General features: G+C 42.5%; 27 protein-coding genes, 2 rRNA genes and 1 riboswitch (1 of these 30 only partly in view). Of the genes, 25 read left to right on the forward strand and 4 right to left on the reverse strand.

The genetic code is table 11. The annotated features are described in order from the left end of the window. Together EHS13_RS01350 and rrf are read left to right on the forward strand one after the other, a co-directional pair. Nucleotides 1-2,054 (forward strand): 23S ribosomal RNA (locus EHS13_RS01350); it begins 872 nt to the left of the window's first position. A gap of 109 nt (nucleotides 2,055-2,163) precedes the next feature. Next, nucleotides 2,164-2,280 (forward strand): 5S ribosomal RNA (rrf, locus tag EHS13_RS01355). A gap of 970 nt (nucleotides 2,281-3,250) precedes the next feature. Here the strand turns inward: rrf and EHS13_RS01360 are convergent. Then, nucleotides 3,251-3,778 (reverse strand): hypothetical protein, encoded by a 528-nt coding sequence (locus tag EHS13_RS01360; protein ID WP_155698628.1) that lies wholly within the window; start codon nucleotides 3,776-3,778, stop codon nucleotides 3,251-3,253. A gap of 188 nt (nucleotides 3,779-3,966) precedes the next feature. Here EHS13_RS01360 and EHS13_RS01365 point away from each other — a divergent pair, with 188 nt between their 5' ends. From EHS13_RS01365 to rsmI, 10 genes are all read left to right on the forward strand, one after another. Next, the gene (locus tag EHS13_RS01365) at nucleotides 3,967-4,152 is read left to right on the forward strand and encodes a sigma factor G inhibitor Gin (protein ID WP_155698630.1); all 186 of its coding nucleotides are present in this window, start codon (nucleotides 3,967-3,969) and stop codon (nucleotides 4,150-4,152) included. A gap of 114 nt (nucleotides 4,153-4,266) precedes the next feature. Beyond that, nucleotides 4,267-5,757 (forward strand): aminotransferase class I/II-fold pyridoxal phosphate-dependent enzyme, encoded by a 1,491-nt coding sequence (locus EHS13_RS01370; protein WP_155698632.1) that lies wholly within the window; start codon nucleotides 4,267-4,269, stop codon nucleotides 5,755-5,757. Between the two features lie 19 nt (nucleotides 5,758-5,776). Continuing rightward, on the forward strand, nucleotides 5,777-6,430 hold the full coding sequence (gene tmk, locus EHS13_RS01375; RefSeq protein ID WP_155698634.1) for a dTMP kinase: 654 nt from the start codon (nucleotides 5,777-5,779) through the stop codon (nucleotides 6,428-6,430). A 25-nt stretch (nucleotides 6,431-6,455) separates the two neighbouring features. Next, complete coding sequence (locus EHS13_RS01380; protein ID WP_155698636.1) at nucleotides 6,456-6,785, forward strand: cyclic di-AMP receptor DarA; 330 nt, start codon at nucleotides 6,456-6,458, stop codon at nucleotides 6,783-6,785. 15 nt (nucleotides 6,786-6,800) lie between these two features. Next, complete coding sequence (locus EHS13_RS01385; protein WP_155698638.1) at nucleotides 6,801-7,247, forward strand: YaaR family protein; 447 nt, start codon at nucleotides 6,801-6,803, stop codon at nucleotides 7,245-7,247. 142 nt (nucleotides 7,248-7,389) lie between these two features. Then, the gene (holB, locus tag EHS13_RS01390; RefSeq protein WP_155698640.1) at nucleotides 7,390-8,370 is read left to right on the forward strand and encodes a DNA polymerase III subunit delta'; all 981 of its coding nucleotides are present in this window, start codon (nucleotides 7,390-7,392) and stop codon (nucleotides 8,368-8,370) included. Nucleotides 8,371-8,372: 2 nt separating this feature from the next. Further along, entirely contained in the window at nucleotides 8,373-9,179 is an 807-nt protein-coding gene (locus EHS13_RS01395; RefSeq protein WP_155698641.1) for a PSP1 domain-containing protein, read from the forward strand. Between the two features lie 23 nt (nucleotides 9,180-9,202). Then, nucleotides 9,203-9,538: an initiation-control protein YabA gene (locus EHS13_RS01400; RefSeq protein ID WP_155698643.1), complete on the forward strand. Its 336-nt coding sequence runs from the start codon at nucleotides 9,203-9,205 to the stop codon at nucleotides 9,536-9,538. 109 nt (nucleotides 9,539-9,647) lie between these two features. Then, the gene (locus tag EHS13_RS01405; protein WP_227013745.1) at nucleotides 9,648-10,367 is read left to right on the forward strand and encodes a tRNA1(Val) (adenine(37)-N6)-methyltransferase; all 720 of its coding nucleotides are present in this window, start codon (nucleotides 9,648-9,650) and stop codon (nucleotides 10,365-10,367) included. After that, complete coding sequence (gene rsmI / locus EHS13_RS01410; RefSeq protein WP_155698646.1) at nucleotides 10,354-11,265, forward strand: 16S rRNA (cytidine(1402)-2'-O)-methyltransferase; 912 nt, start codon at nucleotides 10,354-10,356, stop codon at nucleotides 11,263-11,265. Before EHS13_RS01405 ends, rsmI begins: the two co-directional genes overlap by 14 nt. A gap of 143 nt (nucleotides 11,266-11,408) precedes the next feature. Here rsmI and EHS13_RS01415 read toward each other — a convergent pair whose 3' ends face one another. Further along, a complete protein-coding gene (locus tag EHS13_RS01415; protein WP_155698648.1) occupies nucleotides 11,409-11,663 on the reverse strand; it encodes an AbrB/MazE/SpoVT family DNA-binding domain-containing protein in 255 nt (84 codons plus the stop codon). Between the two features lie 340 nt (nucleotides 11,664-12,003). On the opposite strand from EHS13_RS01415, the gene EHS13_RS01420 reads away from it, so the two are divergent. Next, nucleotides 12,004-13,290: an HD domain-containing protein gene (locus EHS13_RS01420; RefSeq protein WP_155698649.1), complete on the forward strand. Its 1,287-nt coding sequence runs from the start codon at nucleotides 12,004-12,006 to the stop codon at nucleotides 13,288-13,290. A gap of 30 nt (nucleotides 13,291-13,320) precedes the next feature. Further along, a complete protein-coding gene (locus EHS13_RS01425; RefSeq protein ID WP_155698651.1) occupies nucleotides 13,321-14,088 on the forward strand; it encodes a TatD family hydrolase in 768 nt (255 codons plus the stop codon). Here EHS13_RS01425 and EHS13_RS01430 read toward each other — a convergent pair. Both EHS13_RS01430 and EHS13_RS01435 read right to left on the reverse strand, forming a co-directional pair. Further along, on the reverse strand, nucleotides 14,080-15,297 hold the full coding sequence (locus tag EHS13_RS01430) for an ABC transporter permease (protein WP_155698653.1): 1,218 nt from the start codon (nucleotides 15,295-15,297) through the stop codon (nucleotides 14,080-14,082). The two genes, EHS13_RS01425 and EHS13_RS01430, sit on opposite strands and share 9 nt — an antisense overlap. Beyond that, nucleotides 15,294-16,037, reverse strand: coding sequence for an ABC transporter ATP-binding protein (locus tag EHS13_RS01435; protein ID WP_155698655.1), 744 nt, complete (start codon nucleotides 16,035-16,037; stop codon nucleotides 15,294-15,296). Before EHS13_RS01435 ends, EHS13_RS01430 begins: the two co-directional genes overlap by 4 nt. Nucleotides 16,038-16,314: 277 nt before the next feature. After that, nucleotides 16,315-16,494: riboswitch (cyclic di-AMP (ydaO/yuaA leader) on the forward strand. Between the two features lie 242 nt (nucleotides 16,495-16,736). Here EHS13_RS01435 and EHS13_RS01440 point away from each other — a divergent pair. The 11 genes from EHS13_RS01440 (at nucleotide 16,737) to glmU (ending at nucleotide 25,455) form a co-directional block, all read left to right on the forward strand. Beyond that, a complete protein-coding gene (locus EHS13_RS01440; protein ID WP_155698656.1) occupies nucleotides 16,737-17,915 on the forward strand; it encodes a resuscitation-promoting factor in 1,179 nt (392 codons plus the stop codon). A 107-nt stretch (nucleotides 17,916-18,022) separates the two neighbouring features. Further along, on the forward strand, nucleotides 18,023-18,568 hold the full coding sequence (gene rnmV / locus EHS13_RS01445) for a ribonuclease M5 (RefSeq protein WP_155698658.1): 546 nt from the start codon (nucleotides 18,023-18,025) through the stop codon (nucleotides 18,566-18,568). Continuing rightward, on the forward strand, nucleotides 18,569-19,459 hold the full coding sequence (gene rsmA, locus EHS13_RS01450) for a 16S rRNA (adenine(1518)-N(6)/adenine(1519)-N(6))-dimethyltransferase RsmA (RefSeq protein ID WP_155698660.1): 891 nt from the start codon (nucleotides 18,569-18,571) through the stop codon (nucleotides 19,457-19,459). A 102-nt stretch (nucleotides 19,460-19,561) separates the two neighbouring features. Next, nucleotides 19,562-20,401 carry a sporulation peptidase YabG gene (gene yabG / locus EHS13_RS01455; protein ID WP_155698662.1) on the forward strand — a complete coding sequence of 280 codons (840 nt, stop codon included), beginning with the start codon at nucleotides 19,562-19,564 and terminating at the stop codon, nucleotides 20,399-20,401. A 94-nt stretch (nucleotides 20,402-20,495) separates the two neighbouring features. Further along, a complete protein-coding gene (gene veg / locus EHS13_RS01460) occupies nucleotides 20,496-20,771 on the forward strand; it encodes a biofilm formation stimulator Veg (protein ID WP_155698664.1) in 276 nt (91 codons plus the stop codon). Between the two features lie 121 nt (nucleotides 20,772-20,892). Further along, a complete protein-coding gene (locus tag EHS13_RS01465; protein ID WP_155698666.1) occupies nucleotides 20,893-21,075 on the forward strand; it encodes a small, acid-soluble spore protein, alpha/beta type in 183 nt (60 codons plus the stop codon). Between the two features lie 237 nt (nucleotides 21,076-21,312). Then, a complete protein-coding gene (ispE, locus tag EHS13_RS01470) occupies nucleotides 21,313-22,167 on the forward strand; it encodes a 4-(cytidine 5'-diphospho)-2-C-methyl-D-erythritol kinase (protein ID WP_155698668.1) in 855 nt (284 codons plus the stop codon). 151 nt (nucleotides 22,168-22,318) lie between these two features. Further along, a complete protein-coding gene (gene purR, locus EHS13_RS01475) occupies nucleotides 22,319-23,158 on the forward strand; it encodes a pur operon repressor (protein WP_155698669.1) in 840 nt (279 codons plus the stop codon). After that, entirely contained in the window at nucleotides 23,151-23,540 is a 390-nt protein-coding gene (locus EHS13_RS01480) for a RidA family protein (RefSeq protein ID WP_155698670.1), read from the forward strand. The genes purR and EHS13_RS01480 overlap by 8 nt, the downstream gene beginning before the upstream one ends. A gap of 130 nt (nucleotides 23,541-23,670) precedes the next feature. Beyond that, nucleotides 23,671-23,955 carry a septation regulator SpoVG gene (gene spoVG, locus EHS13_RS01485; protein ID WP_155698672.1) on the forward strand — a complete coding sequence of 95 codons (285 nt, stop codon included), beginning with the start codon at nucleotides 23,671-23,673 and terminating at the stop codon, nucleotides 23,953-23,955. 102 nt (nucleotides 23,956-24,057) lie between these two features. Next, nucleotides 24,058-25,455, forward strand: a complete 1,398-nt coding sequence (gene glmU, locus EHS13_RS01490) for a bifunctional UDP-N-acetylglucosamine diphosphorylase/glucosamine-1-phosphate N-acetyltransferase GlmU (protein WP_155698673.1) — start codon at nucleotides 24,058-24,060, stop codon at nucleotides 25,453-25,455. The last annotated feature ends 7 nt before the right edge of the window (nucleotides 25,456-25,462 follow it).

The following is a 25,462-nucleotide window of genomic DNA, read 5'->3' on the forward strand; positions in this document are numbered from 1 at the left end:
GCTAGCCTCGAGAATAAGTTGTGGAGGTAGAGCACTGATTGGGTGCGGGGCCCGCCAAGGGTTACCAAGTCCAGTCAAACTCCGAATGCCATAAACTCGAATCTCGGGAGTCAGACAGTGAGTGCTAAGATCCATTGTCGAGAGGGAAACAGCCCAGACCATCAGCTAAGGTCCCCAAGTGTGTGTTAAGTGGGAAAGGATGTGGAGTTGCAAAGACAACCAGGATGTTGGCTTAGAAGCAGCCACCATTGAAAGAGTGCGTAATAGCTCACTGGTCGAGTGACTCTGCGCCGAAAATGTAACGGGGCTAAACACGCCACCGAAGCTATGGACTCAACACTTATGGTGTTGTTTGGTAGGGGAGCGTTGTCTATGCTGAGAAGGTGTACCGTAAGGAGCGCTGGAGAGTAGACAAGTGAGAATGCCGGTATAAGTAACGAAAAGACAAGTGAGAATCTTGTCCGCCGAAAGCCTAAGGGTTCCTGAGGAAGGCTCGTCCTCTCAGGGTAAGTCGGGACCTAACGCGAGGCCGAAAGGCGTAGTGGATGGACAACTGGTTGAAATTCCAGTACCACCGTGAACCGTTATGAGCAATGGGGTGACGCAGAAGGGGAAAGATGCAGACGGATGGAAGTGTCTGTGCAAGCAGTGAGGCTAAAGTGTAGGCAAATCCGCACTTTGTTAGGCTAGGCTGTGACGCGGAGGGAAAATTACAGTACCGAAGATCATGTACTCAAGCTGCCAAGAAAAGCCTCTAGCCAGGGAGAAGGTGCCCGTACCGCAAACCGACACAGGTGGGCGAGAAGAGTATTCTAAGGCGCGCGGAACAACTCTCGTTAAGGAACTCGGCAAAATGACCTCGTAACTTCGGGAGAAGAGGTGCCTCGGTAGGGTGAATAGCCCGAGGGGGCCGCAGTGAAAAGGCCCAAGCGACTGTTTAGCAAAAACACAGGTCTGTGCGAAGCCGTAAGGCGAAGTATACGGGCTGACGCCTGCCCGGTGCTGGAAGGTTAAGAGGAGTGGTAAGCCGCAAGGCGAAGCTATGAATTGAAGCCCCAGTAAACGGCGGCCGTAACTATAACGGTCCTAAGGTAGCGAAATTCCTTGTCAGGTAAATTCTGACCCGCACGAATGGCGTAACGACTTGGGCGCTGTCTCAACGAGAGATCCGGTGAAATTTTAATACCTGTGAAGATGCAGGTTACCCGCGACAAGACGGAAAGACCCCATGGAGCTTTACTGTAACTTAATATTGAATTTGGGTATGATCTGTACAGGATAGGTGGGAACCTTTGAGACATGAGCGCCAGCTTGTGTGGAGGTGACGTTGGGATACCACCCTGATCCTACCTAGGTTCTAACCTATGCCCCTGAATCGGGGCAAGGGACCGTGTTAGGTGGACAGTTTGACTGGGGCGGTCGCCTCCTAAAGTGTAACGGAGGCGCCCCAAGGTTCCCTCAGAATGGTTGGAAATCATTCGAAGAGTGCAAAGGCATAAGGGAGCTTGACTGCGAGACCAACAAGTCGAGCAGGGACGAAAGTCGGGCTTAGTGATCCGGTGGTTCCGAATGGAAGGGCCATCGCTCAACGGATAAAAGCTACCCTGGGGATAACAGGCTTATCTCCCCCAAGAGTCCACATCGACGGGGAGGTTTGGCACCTCGATGTCGGCTCATCGCATCCTGGGGCTGAAGTAGGTCCCAAGGGTTGGGCTGTTCGCCCATTAAAGCGGTACGCGAGCTGGGTTCAGAACGTCGTGAGACAGTTCGGTCCCTATCTGTCGTGGGCGCAGGAAATTTGAGAGGAGCTGTCCTTAGTACGAGAGGACCGGGATGGACGTTCCGCTGGTGTACCAGTTGTTCCGCCAGGAGCATCGCTGGGTAGCCAAGAACGGACGGGATAAGCGCTGAAAGCATCTAAGCGTGAAGCCCCCCTCAAGATGAGATTTCCCAGTATGTAAGACCCCTTGTAGACCACGAGGTTGATAGGTTTGAGGTGGAAGTGCAGCAATGTATGGAGCTGACAAATACTAATCGGTCGAGGGCTTACCCCAATAAGACTTGTTATGCAGTCATGTGTAAGAAGCAGTGTGTTACCTGGATGTTTCACAACTCTTCGCTTCGTTTCTAGTTTTCAGGGAATAATCCTTGAATTGCACCGCGTTTGGTAATGATGGCGGAGGGGAACCACGCGTTCCCATCTCGAACACGACCGTTAAGCCCTCCAGCGCCAAGGGTACTTGAACCGCAGGGTTCTGGGAGAGTAGGACGTTGCCAAGCAAAATAAAGAAGCCTTTTGGGTTTATTCCCAGAAGGCTTTTTATTTGTCTAGGAAGTTATTATTTTTGACTTCTGTTGATAAAATGTTGATAACCTGTGGATAAGTGGGTTGGTTATCCACGGGTTGATTTTAATCAGTACGAGTTTCAACTCATTACTGTGGTTAAATTGATTAAGCTAGTTTGAAAAAACTGAATTTTTTTTGTATTAAATGGAGACCCCTTATTCAGCGATTATTCTGAAATATCAATTTTAGGATACAATTAACAGGGGCTTCTCAGGTTGTTGAGAAAGTCAATATATAGAGATCATGACTCCTACCACTTAGATGAATTAAATGGATTTTCTCCCGTAAATAAATGTATTCAGGTAGGTTTTTATGATTTAGATGGATTTCCTCCTGATAATTCAGTGAAAATGGCCTTAAAACAGCTAAAGGCCCTTTTTTAGATGGATCTTTTCCAGTTATTCACTAAAATTGTCGTAATAATGAATATTAACGGGGGGATTCCAGTTGTAGCAATAATAATATGCGATTATTGGCAAAATGTCTCTAGAGAATGGATTTTGTGAAAGTAAAAAAGTAGTTTAGGTGCTAGGAGTTAATGTTTTTGAGGTTCGAGGTGTGGCAAAGACTTTCTCAACAGCCTGAGTTTTTCCAGCTAAAAGGTCGTAAAAGTCTTATACGCAGAAATTATCGATACATTTTCCAGTAAAGTAAATGAACCAAACAAGCATTACCTTTGGTTTTTATTCCGTTGAAAGTTGCTTTCCAGCCACTCAATCACTCGTGAGTGTGTTTTGTTCTGTTTCTGATCCCCTCGAGCAGAGCAATAACACCAAAAAGCTGGTGTTATTGTGTAAATCGAGCGCTCAATCAGCTCTGTAGCGCCAGAAACGGGTACTATTTTAAGGATAATTTATTCATCCAGCTTCAAAATGTAGGCTCTAAATCACCTTGTTTTTAGCATCACGTTGTGTAATAAGATACATCTTTCTCATTAAATTTTACAAGCCCGGAAGGCTTTAATTTTTTAAATCTCCAAAGGGTGACTAAACGCGGAAGCAACAAGCCTAGATGGACAAACATAAAACTGTTGAAATATGCAGGAGGAATCCAAATATAAAGGATACCAATGATTGCGGAGCCGACCAATAACAAATGGGCATGGACTCTGTAAAGGCTCTTTAAAGCAACAAAACCCGTAGGCATATAACCAACAAAAGGTAACCCCTTTCTGATCCCCCAGTGCCTGCGTGAAGAATCATTAGTGGTTTGCAGAACAATAGAAATTAGAATAAATTGGAGTAAAGCGATAGCGGGAATACTGATTAAATATGCAATTAAACCGTCTAAACGAAAATAAATCACATCACAAGCTAGCAGGAAAATGTTAAAATATAGACAAAATATAATAAACGAACGGGTCATGGATATCTTTTTTATAAGCGTGTAGTTGTAGAAAGTGGAGTTTTCGGCGATTTTCTGATCTTTCAATTATATCCCTCCTGATTCATAGTATATATCGGTAAATACATCGGTTTATTAAAGTTAAACCCTAAATATAATCCAAGCCTATGATTTTGTAGTACATACACCTAATTGATAATTGCTTCATATGATTATAGAAAGAACAGGAATGGGTATACTGAAAAATAAAAGAGTAGAATAAGGAGGCCTGACAGATGGAAGAATATATAGAAACGTCCTGCATTATATGCGGACAAATGAAACCCAATGGAATTCGAATCCTATCGGAGTTTATATGTGAAGGCTGTGAAGCGGAGATGGTTCAGACGGATGTACAGGATGTTAAATACCCTTATTTTATTCATCAAATGAAGCAAATCCTCTATCGAAAGAATGCCTAAACGCGGCTTCAGCTATCAATTGGGAAAAGAAAAACTTTATATCCAATCGTTTTTTTCATATAGTAAATAGGGTAAGGTTAGTGCTTATCCTTTTTTTGCTATGGAGGTTATGGAATGTTAAGAGGGAAATTAAATCAAAATAAAGCACCTTTATATGAAAAAATGCACGCACACCGTTTTCAAAGACGAGCTAGCTTTCATGTACCTGGCCATAAGAATGGGAATGGGCTTGATCCTGAGGGAATCGATAGCTTTTCCGCCATTATGAGTATTGATTACACAGAGCTGCCTTCATTAGATGATTTACATCATCCGACAGGCGTTATCCTTGAAGCAGAGCAACTGGCAGCGGATTGTTTTGGGGCGGAAAAGAGCTTTTTTCTGGTTAACGGCAGTACGGTAGGTAATCTGGCAATGATCTTAGCGGCCTGTGCAAGAGATGAGATTCTAATTGTGCAACGCAATGTTCATAAATCGATTATTCATGGATTAATGTTAGCAGGGGCAAAAGCAGTATTCCTACCTCCACGTTGGGATACTGCAAGCCAGTTAGCTACCGGAGTTAATCTTGAAGATATATTAACGGCTATGAATCAATACCCCAATGCAAAGGGAGTACTGCTTAGCAATCCCAATTATTATGGAATGGGTATTCATCTATCGGAGATAGCAGATACTGTGCATTCCCGAGGTATACCTCTATTGGTGGATGAAGCACATGGTGCGCATTTTGGTTTTCACCCACTATTGCCTCAATCGGCTTTAGCAAGTGGTGCAGATATTGTGGTCCAATCCACACATAAGATGTTAACTGCCATGACGATGGGGGCAATGCTGCATATACAGGGGAATCGAGTGGATAGTGAATTGATTCAACAAAGGTTAGGCATGCTGCAAAGCTCAAGCCCATCCTATCCCATTATGGCGTCCTTGGATTTGTGCCGTAGATGGATATATCAGCAGGGCGAGCATAAGTTAGCACAAAGCTTACAAATTGTTAAGCATTTACGTGAGCAGATCCAGAGCAAGCTTCCAGCTATAGCCATACTGGAGAGGGCAGCCAATAACCTAGCTTATGAAACCTTGGACCCTTTTAAATTAACAATAAGTGATCGAACTGGGACATGGAGCGGATATCAGCTAAGAGATAAGCTTGAGCAAGAGGGCTGTGATGCGGAAATGGCAGATGCCAGACATGTGCTGCTTCATTTCAGCTTAGCTTCGGATGAAAGGGATGCAGAGCGTCTATTTAAGGCATTATCGGATATTTTCTCTGTATTAAACATCAAAAAGCAGGATTTTTCACTAGAAATCGCGAATAACAATAATGTACAGCTTTTTACTCAAATTTCAGCACCTATCCCTATGAATCTCCAACAGCAAAAGAACTCTTTAAAGGTGAAAGCGGTTCCTCTTGAAATGGCAATCGGATCTATATCGGCAGAGATGGTTATTCCATATCCTCCTGGGATTCCTTTGTTATATGTAGGGGAAGAGGTTACAGAGAATGCCGTTTCACAGATTAAATGGATTGCGAAACAAGGAGCTGCTTTTCAGGGGAGTAAAGAACCACAATTAGACCATATTACTGTTTTTATAGAATAGGCTTGTAATGGAGGAACCAGTGAAAGGATTATTTATCACCTTTGAAGGACCAGATGGATCAGGAAAAACCACACAGTTAAAGAAATTAGCAAATATGTTGCAGCAAGCTGGCTTTTCAGTGATTGTAACTCGTGAGCCTGGAGGGACCTCGATCAGTGATCAGATACGCAAGATCGTGCTGTCACCTGACAATAGTGCTATGATAGGGCAAAGCGAGGTTTTATTGTATGCAGCTTCTAGAGCACAGCATGTACATGAGAAGATAATTCCCGCTTTAATTGCAGGGCATATCGTTTTGTGTGATCGGTTTGTTGACGCCAGTGTAGCTTATCAAGCTTTTGGTTCGGGTATGGAGGAAGCCGAGGTTAGAGCAATCAATCAATTTGCAACCTCAGGATTAAAACCGCATCGAACCTACATGGTTGAGGTGCCTGTGGAAGTAAGTCAACAAAGATTGCTGCAGCGTGCCCATAGCGAATTTCATCTAGTTTTGGATCGGATCGAGCAAAAGGACAGCGATTATCATAATCGAGTGCGTGAAGCGTTTCTTGAAATTGCTGAGAAGGAACCAAACCGTGTCTGTCTTATAAATGGAGATCGTGATAAAGAAGTCATCTTTGCTGACATCGAAAACGACTTTCAACAATCTTTCGCAAATTTTCTTAAAAAATAAGGTATACTAAGGGAGGAGTCTTTTTATGAAACTTGTAATAGCCGTGGTTCAGGATAAGGACAGCAGCCGTTTGTCGAATGCTTTAATTAAAGAAGGCTTTCGTGCAACAAAGCTGGCCAGTACAGGTGGATTCCTCCGGGCGGGGAATACTACGTTTATGATAGGGATTGAAGATGATAGAGTGCAGGAAGTTATGGTGGTTATTAAAGCCAACTGTAAGGTAAGAGAACAGCTGGTAACCCCGGTTTCACCTATGGGGGGAACAACGGATTCCTACATCCCTTTCCCTGTAGAGGTTCAAGTGGGCGGCGCCGCGGTTTTCGTTATGCCAGTTGAACGATTCGAACATTATTAAACGGGGTGTATTCAAGTGAAAATCAACCCAGGGTGGCGTCCGCTTAATAAAGAGGTCAAGCTGCCTGATAATATAGCTGCTAATCAAGTACAACAGAAAACATTTTCTGAAATGATGCAGCAAAACGACGGGAAAACAGCTGTAACTGAGCTTAACCGGATGTTAGAGCAAATCCAAATGCAAGGCGAACGTCTAAGTAAATCGATGACGGTTCGTGAGCTGCGTCAATATAAGCTTCTGATTAAAAAGTTCTTGGAAGAAACAGCTCGACGAGGTGTCCAGTTACGGGATACAAGGGGCTGGGACCGCCGTGGACGAAGTAAGCGCTATAAGCTGTTAGAAGAAATTGATGAGAATTTATTAGCTATGGCAGACGATCTGCTAGAGCATGAGCAAGGCCGCATTGAGATTCTACAAAAAATCGGCGAAATACGCGGCATGCTGATTAACTTATTTTTTTAAAATATGAGAAAGTATAAGTTTCACATTATACAGACTTAAATTTCCGGACAAACGCACGTTTTCTTGTAATGCTAACGAGGAATTGTTACTTGTTAGTATTGTAAGACGGTATAGTCGTTATCCTTAAAGAGGCGAACGGGGTATGTCATTTGCTACAATAGTAGGTCAAGATCGCGTAAAACGTTTATTGCAGAATGGTTTAAAGCATGAGACGCTGTCGCATGCATATATTTTTAGTGGACCTAGTGGCTCTGGGCGCAGACAGATGGCGCTCACACTAGCACAAGCAGTTTATTGTTTGGAAATGAAAGATGATGCTTGCGGTACATGCTTGAATTGCCGCAAAGTAGCTCATCAGAACCATCCAGACTTACATTGGATTGAACCAGATGGGGCTAGCTTGAAGATCGAACAAATTCGTGAGCTGCAGAAGCAATTTGCTTATCGTTCGACCACCTCGCAGACTAAAGTATACGTACTTCAGAATGCGGACCGAATGACTACTCAAGCGGCTAACAGCTTGCTTAAATTTCTAGAGGAACCAACATCCGACGTTTTGGCGATTCTAATTGCTGAGAATGGACATGCTCTTCTGCCTACCATTCAATCACGTGCCCAATGGGTTCCTTTTACCCCACTAGGGGTTCAAGAGCTATCTCAAAAGCTAATTGCAGAGGGGCTTTCTGCGACTTTAGTATTACCTGCGGTTCATATTGTTGCAGGCTTAGATGCTGCTAGAGAGCTTATTCAGGGGAATTGGTTTGCCGAAGCACGAAATGTAATGATACAATTGGTTATGGAGGCGTTGACCAGTTATCCGGCAGCACTGCTATCCATCCAACAAAAGGTAATAAAAGCTGAATGGGTCGAGCATTTACCAATATTTCTTGATTTGTCGATTCTTTGGTTTAAAGATATGGTACATTTTATCTGCGGACGAGAAGATAGTATGATCTATTTAGATCGAATAGACTGGATAAGACAGCATGCATTTTCTCGCGAAATTCAATATTGGGTTGCCTGTATGGAACATACCATAGAATTGCAAAAGAGACTCCGATTTAATGCTAACGCACAGTTAGCTATGGAGAAGTGGATCATTGACATACAAAGGGGGGATTAACCATGTATTCAGTCGTAGGTGTACGATTTAAGAAAGCAGGCAAAATATTTTATTTTGATCCTATAGATTTACCTGTGGAAAAAGACAGTAGTGTCATCGTGGATACAGCACGAGGCTTAGAATATGGTAATGTGGTAATAGGTAAAAGAGAAGTTGCTGAGAACGATGTGGTATTGCCATTAAAAAAAGTAATTCGAATTGCAGATGAAGCAGATGCTAAATTAGTGGAAGGCAACAAAACAGCGGCTAGAGACGCGTTTACAGCCTGCCAAGACAAAATAAAAGAGCATGGACTAAAAATGAAATTAGTTGATGTTGAATATACATTTGACCGTAACAAAATTATATTTTACTTTACAGCTGAGGGTAGAGTTGATTTTCGTGAATTGGTCAAGGATCTAGCCAGTATTTTTCGTACGCGCATTGAGCTTAGACAGATTGGCGTGCGTGATGAAGCAAAGCTGCTTGGTGGAATTGGCCCATGTGGCAGATTGCTATGCTGCTCGACTTTCTTAGGTGATTTTGAGCCGGTTTCCATTAAGATGGCTAAGGATCAAAACCTTTCTTTAAACCCCACTAAAATATCAGGTTTATGTGGTCGATTGATGTGCTGCTTGAAATACGAGCATGACAATTATGAGAGCGCTAAAGAAGACCTTCCTCGTATCGGTAAATTGGTTATGACCTCTTTGGGTCACGGCAAGGTAGTTGGTTTAAATGCATCAGAACGTGTCGTTAAGGTACAAATATTCGATCTAGGTAAAGTGCTTGAGCTGCCTTCGGACGATGTAGTAGTAGATCAGGAGTAGGGGACATAGGCTGGGGTGGGATTGTGGATAAACAAGATATATTTGGACAAGTAGAAAATATGGAGGAAGAGCTTGGCATTGCCTTTGCTAATTTTACTACCTTCAAGAAAACAGTTGTTAAGCTGATGGAAGAAAATCAACGATTAAGCATTGAGAATCAACAGCTGCGTAAGCTGCTGAAGCGAGAGGCAGATCCTGCTTTGCCCGCCCAAGGGGATAAAGAAAATCCAATGATTGGTGAAGGCTATGATAATTTAGCTAGACTCTATTATGAAGGCTTCCACATTTGCAACGTATATTATGGTCATCTTCGTACTGAGGGAGATTGTATGTTCTGTATATCTTTTTTAAATAAATAGGCGATACCGTAGAGATATACGGAGAACGGGCAACAATCCCGTTAACCGTATAGTAGGCTCTACGGTTTTTTTTGAAAATATGAGGCAGTATAAGGTGAGGCTTAGAAAGATGGAACGTATCGATGATTTAATGACACATCAATTAAAAATTATCCAAAGTGACGAGGTATTCAGTTTCTCGCTAGATGCAGTATTGCTTGCGCGCTTTTGTACAGTGCCTCTGCGAGGCAAAATTATGGATTTGTGCACAGGCAATGGCGTCATCCCTTTATTATTAACGACACGGACCAAAGCGATCATCCATGCAATTGAAATTCAGGAACGCTTGGCAGATATGGCAGAGCGGAGTGTCATTATGAATGAGCTGCAGGAGCAAATTCATATTATAAGAGGCGATCTTAGACAAACTCATGAGACGTTTGGCCATGGGTATTTTGATCTTGTGACGGTCAATCCACCTTATTTACCTGTAATTAATGGTGTACAGAATACAAATGAGCATTTTGCTGCCGCGCGTCATGAAGTCCATTGCAACCTAGAGGAAGTGATTGCTGCTTGCGCTAAGCTTGTGAGGGCAGGTGGCAAGGTAGCCATGGTGCATCGCCCTGCGCGTTTAGTGGATATCATGACGCTGATGCGGCAATATCGTCTGGAGCCGAAGCGTATTCGCTTTGTGCATCCACGAGTAGATGAAGAGGCTAACATGGTGCTTATTGAAGCTCTAAAAGATGGCAAACCCGAGGTGCGGATGCTGCCTCCCGTAATTGCCTTCAAGAATAAGAATGAATATAGCGATGAGCTGATGCAAATATTCTATGGAAAGGAGTGAAGGTGTGTCTGATAAAGCGTTAAACATTCAAAAAAGCTATCAATCCTCTAATAGTATGGGAACATTATATTTAGTAGCGACACCGATTGGCAATCTCGAGGATATGACCTTCCGCGCCATTCGAACTTTAAAGGAAGTGGATTGGATTGCTGCTGAGGATACACGCCAAACCCGTAAGCTTCTGACTCATTATGAGATACCTACTCGTATGGTTAGCTACCATGAACATAATAAGCTACACAGCGGTACTGAACTCGTCCGCCTGTTATTAACGGGGCAATCGATAGCTTTAGTATCTGACGCAGGATTACCGGCGATATCCGATCCCGGCTACGAGTTGGTCAAGCTAGCCATAGCAGACAATATCCCGGTAGTTCCAATCCCCGGTGCGAATGCAGCCCTCTCTGCTTTAATCGTCTCAGGCTTGCCTACAGACCGCTTTACCTTTGCTGGCTTTCTGCCCCGTGATAAGAAGCATCTCCAGCAAGCCTTAGAGAAGCTGGCAACGCGTGAAGAAACCTTAATCTTCTATGAATCACCTCATCGGGTTGCTAAGACATTAACGGCTATGGAGACTATTTGGGGTAATCGTGAGATTGTTCTTGCTAGAGAATTAACGAAACGTTATGAAGAGATGGTTAGAGGTACTATTGCAGATGCTCGCCTATTCTTAGAGAATCATCCTCCGCTTGGGGAGTATTGCCTGGTGGTCGGTGGTTATGTGCAGACACAAGCTCAATTGGATGCAGATAATGCATGGTGGGCTGATCTCACTGTACATGAGCACACGGAACATTATGAGAATTTAGGCGTTGATCCGAAAGAAGCCATAAAAAAAACCGCGATAGATCGCGGAGTGCCTAAGCGGGAAGTTTATAACGAATTGCATCGGACATAATATGAAACTTATACATTCTTATACTTCGAAAAAAATATCCCTAAGCTGCAGGCAATGCGCCTACGTGTATGCTTAGGGATCATAAGGAGTATGATAAAAGGTTCGAGTAAATGTGGTTGTAATACCATTATATACTACTTTAATTATTTTGTCACAGGTGTTGGCATTTCAGACAAACAAATGTGGCAAATTATTTTTCCTTTGAAGTAAGAAACATTATCTGCATTGCCGCAGAAGATACAAGCTGGCTCATATTTCTTCAACATGATGCGCTCGCCGTCTACATAAATTTCCAATGCGTCTTTTTCGCCAATACCTAAAGTGCGTCGCAATTCAATTGGAATTACTACACGACCTAATTCGTCAACTTTTCTTACAATTCCGGTAGATTTTAACATTGTGGTAATTCTCCTCTCAACATGTTTCGTCATTATTCGACAAAGTTCTTATTTCTTATGATACCAACGATTCCCATAATAGTCAACCCTGCTTATACAGAGAAATGAAATGAATTTTTTGAAAATACGCCTAATTCTACGGAAAATATGCTAGTATTCAAGGTAATTAGGTGTGTTATTGTGGATTTCCATCAAAAAAAGCAATTACTCACAAAATAAGATTGCACGATAAAGCAAATTAATTGGGAATTAACGCAAGTGGAATTGCGCGTAGAAATAAGAATAATGTCGTAAAATGTCGAATTAAGTCGAAAGTAATGTAAAGGATGTGTAAATGATTATGGAAGGTATAATTTTAGCGGAAGAAAAGGTATTTAAAGACCCTGTTCACAAATATATTTATGTCCAAGATCAAACCATTTGGGATTTGATTAATTCACGTGAGTTCCAAAGACTACGCCGCATTCGTCAATTGGGCACATCTTACTTGACCTTCCATGGCGCAGAGCATAGTCGATTCTCCCATTCTTTAGGAGTATATGAAATTACGCGTAAGATTATCTCGCAATTTGAACGTTATGGGTATGAGGATTGGCCGAAGGAAGAAAGGCTGTTGTGTTTATGCGCGGCTTTATTGCATGATATTGGCCATGGCCCGTTCTCGCATTCTATAGAAAAGACATTTGAAACCAATCATGAGGATTGGTCGGTTAGAATGGTGCTGGAAAACACAGAGGTCAATGCTATATTGAGGCGTGTAGATGAAGATTTTCCGATGAAGGTTGCAGGAGTTATTAATAAAACCTATTCCAAAGAAATTGTTATCAGTTTAATCTCTAGCCAGCTTGACGCAGATCGTATGGATTATTTACTGAGAGATGCTTATTTTACAGGAGTCCACTATGGAACGTTTGATTTGGAGCGTATTCTACGTGTAGTTCGACCATTTAAAGGCCGTATCGTTGTTAAAGAAAGCGGAATGCATGCCATTGAAGATTATCTGATGTCCCGCTATCAAATGTATTGGCAGGTTTACTTTCACCCCGTAACTCGAAGTGCAGAGATTTTATTGGCCAAAATATTACAGCGAGCAAAGGTTCTTTATGAAGAAGCTTATCATTTTGGATTTATTGTGCATCCTATTGAGTGTTTATTAGCGAATCGTTTGACTTTAGAGGGATACGTACAATTAGATGAGGCGTTAATGCAGGCGTTATTCATGCAATGGCAGCTTGAAAAGGATGTAATCCTCGCTGATTTATGCAGCCGATTTATGAATCGCAGGTTATTTAAATATGCAGCTTATGAAGAAGTCGAACCGGAGCTTTTGGAACAAATTCGCGCTTACATGGACCATATTGGCTTACCAGCAGATTATTATTTGCAGGTCGATTATCCAAGTGATCTTCCCTATGATGTCTATCTGCCTGGAAAGTCGGATGAGAAGCTGCCGATAGTCTTGCTTAATTCCCGGGACGAGTTAACTGAAATTTCCCAGCAATCGGAGATTGTACGTTCCATCACGGGAATGCACCGAGGAGAGCATAAACTTTATTATCCAGAAGAAATTCTCTTGAACAATACATTACCGCCTCACATTCGACAATTATTAACTCAAAAAAATTAATAAAAAGCACAAAAGGAGATTATTCAAATTATGTTAATAGATACTCATACCCATTTAGACTCCAAAGATTTTGACGAGGATCGTGCTCAAACTATTCAACGGGCTGTAGATAACGGAGTTACACGCATGGTTAATATTGGCTTTAACCGTGAAACGATCCCAACAACCATGCAATTGGTTGAAGCTTATGATTTCATCTATGGCGTGGTTGGCTGGCACCCCCAGGATGCTAAGGATATGCTGCCGGAGGATCTTATTTGGATCGAAGAGTTATGCAAGCATGAAAAAGTAGTAGCTATCGGAGAAATTGGCTTAGATTACCACTGGGATACATCACCAAAGGAAACTCAGCAGCGCGTGTTTCGTGAACAGATCCAATTGGCGCGTAAAGTAAAGATGCCTATCGTGATCCATAATCGTGAGGCTCATCAGGATATTTTACAGATTCTAAAAGAAGAGCAAGCGGCTGAGGTTGGAGGAATTATGCATTGTTTTTCGGGGAGCTGGGAAACAGCGAAAGCTTGCTTGGATATGAATTTTTATATTTCCTTTGGAGGTCCAGTTACATATAAAAACGCGAAGCAGCCTAAAGAGGTGCTCGCGCTTGTACCATTGGATCGTTTGCTATTAGAAACAGACTCGCCTTATTTAACTCCGCATCCATATCGTGGTAAACGTAACGAATCGGCTTATGTAAAGCTTGTAGCAGAAGCTGCAGCGGCTATCCATCATGTATCATTAGAAGAGATAGCTCAAATTACGACAAATAATGCGATTCGGCTCTTAGGGTTAAAATAATCTGCGACGCAATTTTCGTGGATATATGACAAAACTATACAATGCGCATAATAGCCAGCTTAGGGATAAACAGAAGACAGCTAGTAGGAACGAAACATTAACGCACAGTAGAGTTATTGTCAGTAAAAGGCTTTGAAAGGCTGTCGTCGAGAAAAGAATTTTGGCTAACGCTTGAGTCCTCCATTCAGGCTGAAGCGGGTATAAGAGCAGCCAGAAGGAATAACGATGCTGCTGGTCTAAAGATGAGGTTTGCACAGTACTAATAAAAATCACGATACCATAAATAATGATTTTAGCGGTGACATTGGGTGTTGTGATAAGCAGAATTAAACCAAGCAAAGTGAGCCGTTGTATAATTCCGAATAGTTCACTGCGCAAAAGAGTTTTTGTGTAAAGGTACAAAAAAGTATTGCTGGACAGAAAAGCATATAGTTTGGTCCATTGCGACCAAAGTGCTCGATGCTTGGGTGGTGTTACACGTTGTGGAACATCAATAAACCAGCTGTAGAATAAATAATGAGCTGCTAGATGCTTTTGCTCGGTTTTAATCAGGTGATCCCAGTTTATGGTGTGCAGGGGTGTCCCCCTGAGCGTAATCCATATAATACAGCTGCTGAGCAGCAATGCCGCCAATGCAAGCAGGAGTCCATACACGAACAAACTATAAACGATTATCAAGGTAAGCAGCCAGCGCAAAACTTTCAGTTGGTCACGGTGACGTTTATAGACCATGCGTCCTTCCTGCCAACTGATTACCGAATGCAGTGCTTTGTTCAGCAAGAGAAACAATAGAAGTGCCCATAAGGGCTCTTTGCTCTCGCCGAGACAATGCCGATATAAGGGCCATACCGCTAAACAGGCAATAATAACAAAAGCGGATTGGATCATAAAACTATAAATCCAAGATTTGCGAAAATAATCGTTCATCTGTTTCTCAGCTGGAAGCAAGAATACAGCATCCGCAGTCTTAATAAAGGTTCGTATTGGACTTATCACTAACGCAAGCAGGATCACAGGTGTTGTAATCCAAGCATAAGGAAATGAAGTTGGCAGGGTTTCTAAGACTTTGTTATAAAAGTAAATCCCGACAATAAAAATCCCGAAAAGAAAAGCTGTAAATCCGCTTCGCGCCACATAAGACCCGTATTGTAAAGCCTCTTTCCAGAATTCAGCGCATCTAGCAAACCAAAGGTGTTCAATTCGTTTCACTGCACCTCACTCCCTACCAGCTCACAGAACAGGTCGTCCAACGATGCATTAGGCAGCTTGGCTTGTGCACGAATTTCATCTAAAGTCCCGTAAGCAATCATCGTTCCTTGATGCATGACTATGAAGCGTTCGCAATATTTCTCAATGGTGGACAGGATATGGGAGCTGATTAAGAAGCTTGCACCTGTTTTCTTTACCTGCACCATCAGCTCAAGCAATGCGCGAATGCTTAGTGGATCGAGACCTAAGAAGGGCTCGTCGATAATATAAAGCGGCGGCTCAATTAAAAAGGCATTCATAATCATCACCTTTTGCCGCATTCCTTTTGAGAGATGGGCGGGAAAGCTGTTAAGTTTTTTCTCCATTTGAAAAAGCTTGGCTAATCGTTGAGAACGCTCTGTGAATTCTTTTTTTTCAATTCCATATGCGAGGGCAGTTAATTCAAGATGCTCTTGAATGGTAAGTTCTTCGTACAGCTCCGGACTTTCAGGTACATAAGCAAACGAGGAGCGATATTCTTGGGGTGATTCTTCCAGTTCAATGCCTTTAATTCGAATATGACCTTGCTGTGGTTTAAGCAGCCCAAGGATGTTTTTAATGGTTGTACTCTTTCCTGCTCCGTTTAATCCAATGAGCCCAACCATTTCACCTTTTTGCACCGAAAATGAAATATTTTTCAAAAAAGGCTTATGAATAAAGTAGCCTCCAAATAACTGATCCAGCTGCAAAATAGCTTCCAATTATTTTCACCTCTTTCTGCCGGATAAGCATAATAAAATCAAATAAATCCTTAAATCATTATAATCTTATAGGCCTTTATTCACAATTTTTATCGATTATGGTCTTAATACCGCGTTAGAGAGAGTAAACTAAAGATAAAACTTAACTTTCCTCACTCAAATGCCTGTATTTGGTAGAATTAGACGGGATTTATCCCGTATATCTGAACTTTTATCCCTTTACAGGTTGAGCCAGACAGCGTAATATACATTCAAGATAACTAAATACTGCTACCAATTTTCCAATTCGCTGAGTTTCCATTAGGGAAACGGGGGAACCATAAGTAACTCATGTCCAGAAATGGAGTGATTTACGGTTAAAGGGGTGAATCATAGGTAATGCATCATTTACCTAAGTAGGGCGACTCTCACGTCCGAATCCGTCAGCTAACCTCGTAAGCGTAAAGAGAGAGGAAACGATTGTCGTGTGATAACTTTGTTGATCCCAAAGCCACGAGAAGAGTTCCTCTTCTTGTGGCTTTTTTGTTTTCTCTAAAACGGCTATTGGATCCAGGTGGAACCGGTGATTGCATGTTAATAACGGAGGTGGAAGCTCAAAGTAGCAGTAAGTAAACCGCATCAAAAAATAAAAAACCTAAGTCGCGTCATTTCTAACATGCATAATACTTGACGGCGAGGCTTTGAAGGAGGACCGAAGAAGTGGGCACAATCCAGCAAGACGGAACCCATGTAAAACGATCATCCAGCATGACCTTCGCATTGCGTTGGAAGCATGAAAGAGTGCGCTTGATTGCTATAATAGCTTTAATCTCAAGCGCTTTGCTTATCATGTTTTTCATGTTGTTGTACGGTACGGCTATCAAAAGCGTATCCGTAGTGTTGGACGGCAAAGAAATCTCGGTATTAACTCGGGAATCTGACCTACAACATTTACTGGATGAACAAGCCATTTCAGTTGGCGAGCACGATCGGGTTTCTACCCAGTTGGATGCAACAATTAAAAACGGGGAAATAATAACGATTGACACAACATCGCCAATTCAACTGACAGCTGATGGAAAGACGAAAACTATGTACACAACCGGAAAAACGGTTGAGAGTGCGTTGAAAGACCTAAGCATATCTATAGGGAACGAAGATAAAGTGTTCCCTGCTCTGTACACAGAGGTTTCAGATTATGCACCGATCAAAATTGTTCGCGTGAAGAAGGAACAAGAAAGTCAAACAGTAGCTATTGCTTTCTCAACGGAGCAGAAGAGTGACGGCACCTTGCTTAAAGGGAAAGAAAAAACCATTCAAGAGGGTAAAGCTGGAACTAAGCTGATTCACAAGCAAAAGGTCTATGAAGACGGTACTCTCGTTGCTACACACGTTGTGGGTGAAGTGGTACAGTTGGCAAGCGTTAAGAAATTAGTAGCTGTTGGGACTAAGAAGCCTGAGGTCGCTAAGTTATCGGTTAAAAAGCCTGCGGTTAAAATTAAAAGGCTGTCCGCTACATCTCCTGAAGTGGACAACGTTTCTAAAAATGGAATCGAGTTTGCCTATAAACAAGTTATCAATAACGTAACTTTAACAGCTTATTCCGCTGATTTTGCTTCTACAGGCAAGGAAGCCTCTGATCCGCAGTCTGGTGTTACTTCCTCCGGAGCGATAGTGAAAGAAGGCAGAACCATTGCAGTAGATAGGAATGTCATTCCAATTGGTTGGTGGGTCTACATTGATGGCATAGGTTTCCGTCGTGCTGAGGATACAGGTGGCGCGATTAAAGGCAACAAAATTGATATATACTTTGAAAGCTCAGACTATGTGAATAAGTTTGGACTAAAACGTGGTTATACGGTTTATGTCATCGGACCCAAAAAACCAACAAGCGATTAATGGCTTGATTGACAATTGAATGCAACAAGGGGAAAGTAGAAGAAGAGGGAGTCTCCTCTTCTTTTTGCTATGAAGAAGCTCAAAAAGACGAGCAAGGAGAGTGCGGCATGATTAAGGAAATCATTGTTGTCGAGGGTAAGGATGATACCACAGCCATTCGCAGAGCCGTTGAAGCAGAGACCATTGAAACAGGAGGCTCAGCTATCAACCGCGAAATTTACGGCAAAATCGAATTGGCTCAGCAGCGTAGAGGTGTTATTATCTTCACGGATCCTGACCACGCGGGTGAGCGCTTGCGTAAATTAATCAGTGAACGCATACCTGGCTGTAAGCATGCTTTCCTCACGCAAGAGGAAGCATCATACAAAGGCGATATTGGAGTAGAGAATGCATCACCAGACCTCATCCGCAAAGCATTGGCTAACGTGAGGACTGAGCAAGAGCGGAGCGAAGCCGAGATCCAATGGGAGGATTTAATTGCTGCAGGGCTTATCGTTCATCCTCAGGCCGCTCAGAGGAGATTAGAGATGGGCAAATGGTTGGGGATAGGGTATGCTAATGGCAAGCAGTTTCATAAGCGATGTCAGATGTTTCAAATTACCAAAATAGAATTTAATGCAGCCTTGGCGCAATTTGATAAAAGAGGGTCGTAAATGAGCATAAACGTTAACAATCAGGATGAAGTAGCTTCACCTAGTAAAACAAATGAAATGCTAAAAAAGCATAAGCTTGTGCTGAAAAAAAGCCTTGGGCAGAACTTTCTCATCGATCAGAACATTTTGCATAAGATCGTAGCTGCGGCTGATTTGGATGATCAAAAAGGCGCTTTAGAGATAGGGCCTGGTATTGGGGCATTGACCCAACAATTAGCTAAAGCGGCAGGTAAAGTGGTAGCTGTAGAAATTGATCAGCGTTTACTGCCTATTCTTGAGGAAACCATGCAAGCTTATCCCAATGTAAAGGTTATTCATGGGGATGTGCTCAAGCTTTCGCTCGAAGAGATCTTTCAGGAATTCGATCAGAGTACCAAAGTTAGCGTAGTTGCTAATTTGCCATATTACGTCACTACACCTATTGTGATGAAATTACTGGAAACGCGGTTACCCTTAGAGAATATCGTAGTCATGATCCAGAAGGAAGTTGCACTTCGTATGGCAGCCCCTCCGGGCGGTAAAGACTATGGAAGCTTGAGTATCGCGGTACAGTATTATTGTGAGCCAGAATTGGTTATGATCGTACCTAGAACTGTGTTTATCCCTCAGCCTAATGTAGATTCGGCCGTTATCAAGCTTAAGGTTCGTACAAAGCCTCCCGTGGAAGTTGAAGATGAGCTTTGGTTTTTTGAAGTAGTCCAAGCCTGCTTCGCCCAACGTCGCAAAACCATATCCAATAATTTATTAGCTCGATTTTTCACCAAAGACACCCGAGATGAGCTTAACGGCATCTTGCAGCAATGCGATATTGACCCCATTCGCCGAGGCGAGACGTTAAGTCTGTCTGAATATGCACGATTGAGCAACGCTCTACTGGCTTACAAACCCTAACATAACTCAGCTATAAACCCCTTGATTTCAAATGAGGGGTTCTTTTGTCTGACACCAAACGCCTATATTACCCATACGATAGAGCAGGAGGCGATTACTTTTATGAGGCAAGGTGACCTGGTCGTTAGAAAATCGTATGGCGGAGATGTGCTTTTCAAAATCCAAGAGCTCAATTCGCAGAATGCATTACTCAAAGGTATCGAATATCGACTGCTTGCAGACTCGCCTATTTACGATTTAAGCGAGGTTCAGGCAGATTCCTATATTACGGATCCGGCTATAGGTTTGAAGACCTCAGAGGCCATGCGCAGCATTTCACAATATCGTAAGCTTAGAGAGAAGGAAGCGAGCGGCGGATATTCTTATTTTGAAGTGCCAGGCAAAGTGCTGCATTTGGATGGAGACCCTTTATATTTGCGTAAAAGTTTGCTTTTATATAGTCAGCTGCGTGTCCCGGCAGAAGGGTTTTATGTGTCCGAGTCGAACATGGCGGATGCCTTAACTCAGTTATTGCCGCAAAAAAAGCCGGACATCTTAGTTATAACGGGACATGACGGCCTTGTGAAGGATGGTAGCAGCAGTGATTTGCACAATCTAGAAAGCTATAAGAATTCCCATCATTTCGTCAAAGCCGTTCAGGTAGCACGCGAGTACGAACGAAATCGAGACTCACTCGTTATTATTGCAGGTGCTTGCCAATCTTTTTATGAGGCCTTACTGCAAGCAGGAGCGAATTTCGCTAGCTCGCCTGCAAGAGTTCTGATCCACGCCCTTGACCCGCTTTATATCGCAGCTAAGGTTTCTTTCACCTCGATTAAAGACACTGTGCAAATGAAGGATATTGTTCAACATACGATGAGCGGGCTAGAAGGATTAGGCGGTATGGAGACTCGAGGCAGCCATCGTATAGGCATTCCAGGTCTTAACTTCATTTCCCGTTGACAATTTGATTGGATCGCTGTTATAATATTTGGCTTGTTTGACTTCCACCCCCTAGATGAGGTATAATTCTCTAAGAAAGAGGTGGTATCATACAATGGCTAAAAATGCGCTATTGGAGATCAAACGCAGTTTGGAGCCCCACGTCGGGCAAAAGATTATGTTACGTGCAAATGGCGGTCGTCGTAAGACCATTGAACGTTCTGGTGTTTTGGAAGAGACCTACCCTTCAGTGTTTATTGTTAAATTAGATCAAGAACAACATGCTTTTAAACGAGTTTCCTACAGTTATGCGGATATTTTAACAGAGTCCGTTGAAGTAACTGTATGCAATGATGATGGACAAGTTCGCATTTCGTATCTTCAACAGTAGAATCCACATACATGGGTCAATTATACAATTGCAGCAAAATCGACATCGATTTTGCTGTTTTTTATTTGTCCATTCATCGCATACTACCTTGGCATGACGAATAAAAAGGAGGTTAGCTTAAATGAGCCGTCGAAGGCGAAGCACGATGTCGGAAGAGTTTAAGTATGAGCTTGCCAAAGATTTAGGTTTTGCTGAAACCGTGGATCGTGAAGGCTGGGGCGGAATTCGCTCCAAAGATGCAGGAAATATGATCAAGCGGGCCATTCAAATTGCAGAGAATAGCTTGGTTAAACCACCCCGTTAAGGAAATGAACAAGAATGAAGCTAGAGTGAACCCTGCTTTAGCTTTTTTCTTGAATTCTAAGATAAGTATAGTTTTATTAACTATACTTATCTTAGTATTCCGGACAAACGCACTGTCCTCCTTCGGAAAGAAGGTGTAGCTGTTTAACCTTGCTAGGATGCAGTGGTGTTTTTGTAGTGACATTTTGTTATAATGTGTAAGGTTATGATTGTCAATTAGGTTGAGAAGGTGTGCATAATGAAGATACTAGAGAAAGCTTCTGCCAAAATAAATTTATCGTTGGATGTTTTACATAAAAGGGATGATGGTTATCACGAAGTGGAGATGATCATGACTATGGTCGATTTAGCAGATCGGCTTGAGATTCAAGAACAGCCACAGGATAAAATCACACTTTCCAGTCAGTCTGGCTACATCCCGTTAGATGAGAAGAATTTAGCCTTCCAAGCAGCTAAGCTAATTAAAATGAAATACCAAGTACGCCAAGGAGTTCATATCCATATAGATAAGAAAATTCCAATAGCTGCAGGACTAGCGGGTGGGAGCAGTGACGCTGCTGCAACCTTGAGGGGTTTGAACCGGCTGTGGGGATTAGGAATCCCTATGGAGGAGCTGCAGCGTCTTGGCGCAATCTTAGGCTCAGACGTACCTTTTTGTATTGGTGGAGGAACAGCGTTGGCTACAGGTCGAGGAGAGCTACTGCAAGCCATTGAAGCACCGCCACAATGCTGGGTTATCCTCGTTAAGCCGCCGATTAACGTCTCTACTTCAGATATTTATACTAAGTTAAATGCTAAACAAATTAAGTCACATCCAGCTACCGAGGATTTATTGGCAGCTATTCGTACTAAGAACTTGGACAAGCTCTGCCATTCCATGGGCAATGTGCTAGAAGAAGTGACGCTTGGTATGTATCCGGTTGTACGCCAGCTTAAACAATGCATGGAGAATTTAGGCGCAGATGGTGTATTGATGTCTGGCAGCGGACCGACTGTTTTTGGAATTGTTTCCAAAGAGGTCAAGGCAAAACGGATTTATAATGGGTTAAGGGGATTTTGCAAAGAGGTATACGCTGTAAGGATGTTAACTTAGCATAACGGATAAAAGAGTAAAAAGCGTAATATACTTAGTGTTAAACGGATTATCCCTATATAAAACTTGTGTAAACACGTATAAAAATGTTATATTTACTATATAATATTCGGTTTTTATCGTATCTACATTGAGGTATAGGAGGGGCTTGATGAAAAAGTTAAAGCGTAGCGCAAGATTGGTTGAAATGACACAATATCTATTATTTCGTCCCCATACATTAATTCCGTTAACCACTTTTGCTGATCGCTACAGCTCTGCGAAATCCTCAATCAGTGAGGATCTTGCCATAATTAAAGAAGTATTCGAGCTCGAAGGCTTAGGTGAATTACTTACTATGGCTGGCGCAGCTGGTGGAGTGAAATTCATTCCTAAAGTTCCTAAAGCTATTTCCTTGCAATTTATTAAGAAGCTATGTGAGAAACTAGCTCAACCAGAACGAATTCTACCAGGTGAATTTATTTATATGTCCGATATTTTGGGGCAGCCTTCGATTATGAATGAAGTTGGCAAAATGTTCGCCTCCGCATTTGCGGGCAGGGATATTGATGTTGTGATGACCGTAGAAACAAAAGGGATTCCTTTGGCTTATGCAACGGCATCTTACTTAAATTTACCGGTAGTGATCGTGCGACGGGATAATCGAGTGACGGAAGGCTCAGCGGTTAGCATTAACTATGTGTCTGGATCCAACAAACGAATTCAAACCATGTCATTGGCAAGGCGGGCTATGAAAGAAGAGTCCAAAGTCTTGATTGTAGATGACTTCATGCGTGCAGGAGGAACGATTCAAGGGATGATGGACCTGCTTAAGGAGTTTCGGGCGACCTTGAAGGGTGTAGGTGTTTTTGTAGAGTCTGGAGAAGTAGTGGAGCATTTGGTTGAAGATTACATATCGTTGGCAAGACTAACTGAAATGGATGCTAAGACCAAACATATAGCCGTAGTACCAGGTAATTATTTTGATAATGAGGAAGTGCAGAATGAGTAAATTAGAAATCATAGCAACCAATGAGGCACCAGCAGCAATTGGACCGTATTCACAAGCCGTTCGTTTTGGCAATTTATTATTCACATCCGGACAAATTCCACTTGGTTTAGACGGACAAGTTGTAGCTGGTGGAATTGTGGAACAAACGCATCAAGTGTTTCAAAATTTACAAGCGGTTCTTAAAGCTTCTGGCTGTGTTTTGAGTGATGTAATTAAAGCGACCGTTTTTATTAAAGACATGAATCAGTTTTCAGCGTTGAACGAAGTCTATGCGAGCTATTTTGGTGATCATAAACCAGCCCGTTCCACCGTTGAAGTAGCTCGTTTACCTAGAGATGTTTTTGTCGAAATCGAACTTGTTGTGTCAGTTAGTGTCGGTTAATGTCGAAAGTATCTAAATGGAAAAATTTATTTTATAAATTTCCAAAATATTCTTGATTTGAAGAAGGAATTTGCACATAAATGTGGAATTATACACCAAGTCTTCTTGAGGAAAAGGTGGTGAACACTAAGTGCAAATAACAGATGTTAGACTCCGCCGCGTCAACTCTGAGGGTCGGATGAAAGCGATTGCCTCGATCACCATTGATAATGAATTCGTTGTCCACGACATACGAGTCATCGACGGAAACAATGGAATGTTCGTCGCAATGCCAAGCAAACGTACTCCTGATGGGGAATTCCGAGATATCGCACATCCAATCTCCTCTTCCACACGCGAGAAAATCCAAGCAGCAGTTTTGTCGGAGTACGAGAAAGCGGCAACAGAGGAAGAAGTTATAGAAGAAGGAGCATAATTTTATGTATCTTGGAGAGCCTCTGGGCTCTCTTTTCTTTTTGTAAAAGATGGTATATAGTCAATAATAAATCAGACTGATTGGTAATGGGGAGAGTGTATAATGACGTTGATGGGAATCGTTTTGGCTGCGGGACAGGGCAAAAGAATGAAATCTAAGCTATATAAAGTCATGCATCCGGTTTGTGGTAAACCCATGGTTGGGCATGTTATAGATATATTGGAACAATTGCAAGTCGATCGCAAAGTTGTAATTGTTGGTCATGGTGCTGAGATGGTACAAAGCTATCTAGGTACGCGAGCGGAATACGCCTTGCAATCCGAGCAGCTGGGTACAGGGCATGCAGTACTTCAGTCTAAAGAGCTGCTGCAGGATGCTGAGGGAATCACGGTGGTCATTTGCGGGGATACACCTTTAGTTAGGGTAGAATCCTTACAAAGGATGCTTGAGGTGCATTCAGCTCAGAAAGCGGCTGCTACAATATTGACAGCTGAGGTGGCAAGTCCACAAGGCTATGGTCGGATAGTGCGTGATGCTGAAGGTAATGTTATAGGGATTGTTGAACAGAAGGACTGTTCAGCTGAACAAGCTGCTATTAGGGAAATTAATGCGGCAACCTATATATTTGATAACCGTAGTTTATTCCAGGCTTTAAGTAAGGTTGAAAACAAGAATGTGCAGCAAGAATACTATCTAACGGATGTTATTGGGATTATGCAAAAAGCGGGTAAGAAGGTTATCGGCTACTGTACGCAAGATGAGGCAGAAGTGATAGGTGTTAATGATCGAGTGGCGCTATCAGAGGCTGAAGGGCATATGCGCAGTCGAATTATTCGTAAGCATATGTTGAATGGAGTGACCATAATTGATCCTGCGAACACTTATATAGATAATGAGGTTGTAATTGGAGCAGATACTGTGATCTTACCGGGTTGTTCACTTGGCGGTAATTCGACTATAGGTGCTGATTGCACAATAGGTCCTAATACAGAAATATTAGATTCCCAGATAGGGGAACGCGTGCAAATTAAACAATCCGTTTTAAGCGATGCCGTTGTGGGGAATGAGTGCACAATTGGTCCGTTTGCTTATTTACGCCCAGGTGCTAAGCTTGGAGAGCGTGTTAAGATTGGCGATTTTGTAGAAATAAAGAATGCTACACTGGGCAACGACACGAAAGTCTCACATTTAAGCTACGTGGGAGATGCTACAATTGGGAAGAATGTTAATTTTGGCTGTGGAGCGATCACGGTCAATTATGATGGATTCAATAAACAGCGGACAGAGGTTGGGGATAATGCCTTTGTAGGCAGCAATTCCAATTTGGTTGCCCCTGTTAAAATTGGTAAGAATGCCTATATTGTTGCGGGCTCGACGATAACGGACGAAGTTATGGATGAGGATATGGCTATTGCGAGACAACGTCAAACCAATAAGCCGGGATACGCAAGTAAACTGCGCAGTAAGATGCAAGCCAAAAAAAATAGCACGCAGAAGTGAGGTAAAT

Source organism: Paenibacillus psychroresistens, from assembly GCF_009728935.1.
GTDB classification, from domain to species: Bacteria; Bacillota; Bacilli; order Paenibacillales; family NBRC-103111; genus Paenibacillus_AC; species Paenibacillus_AC psychroresistens.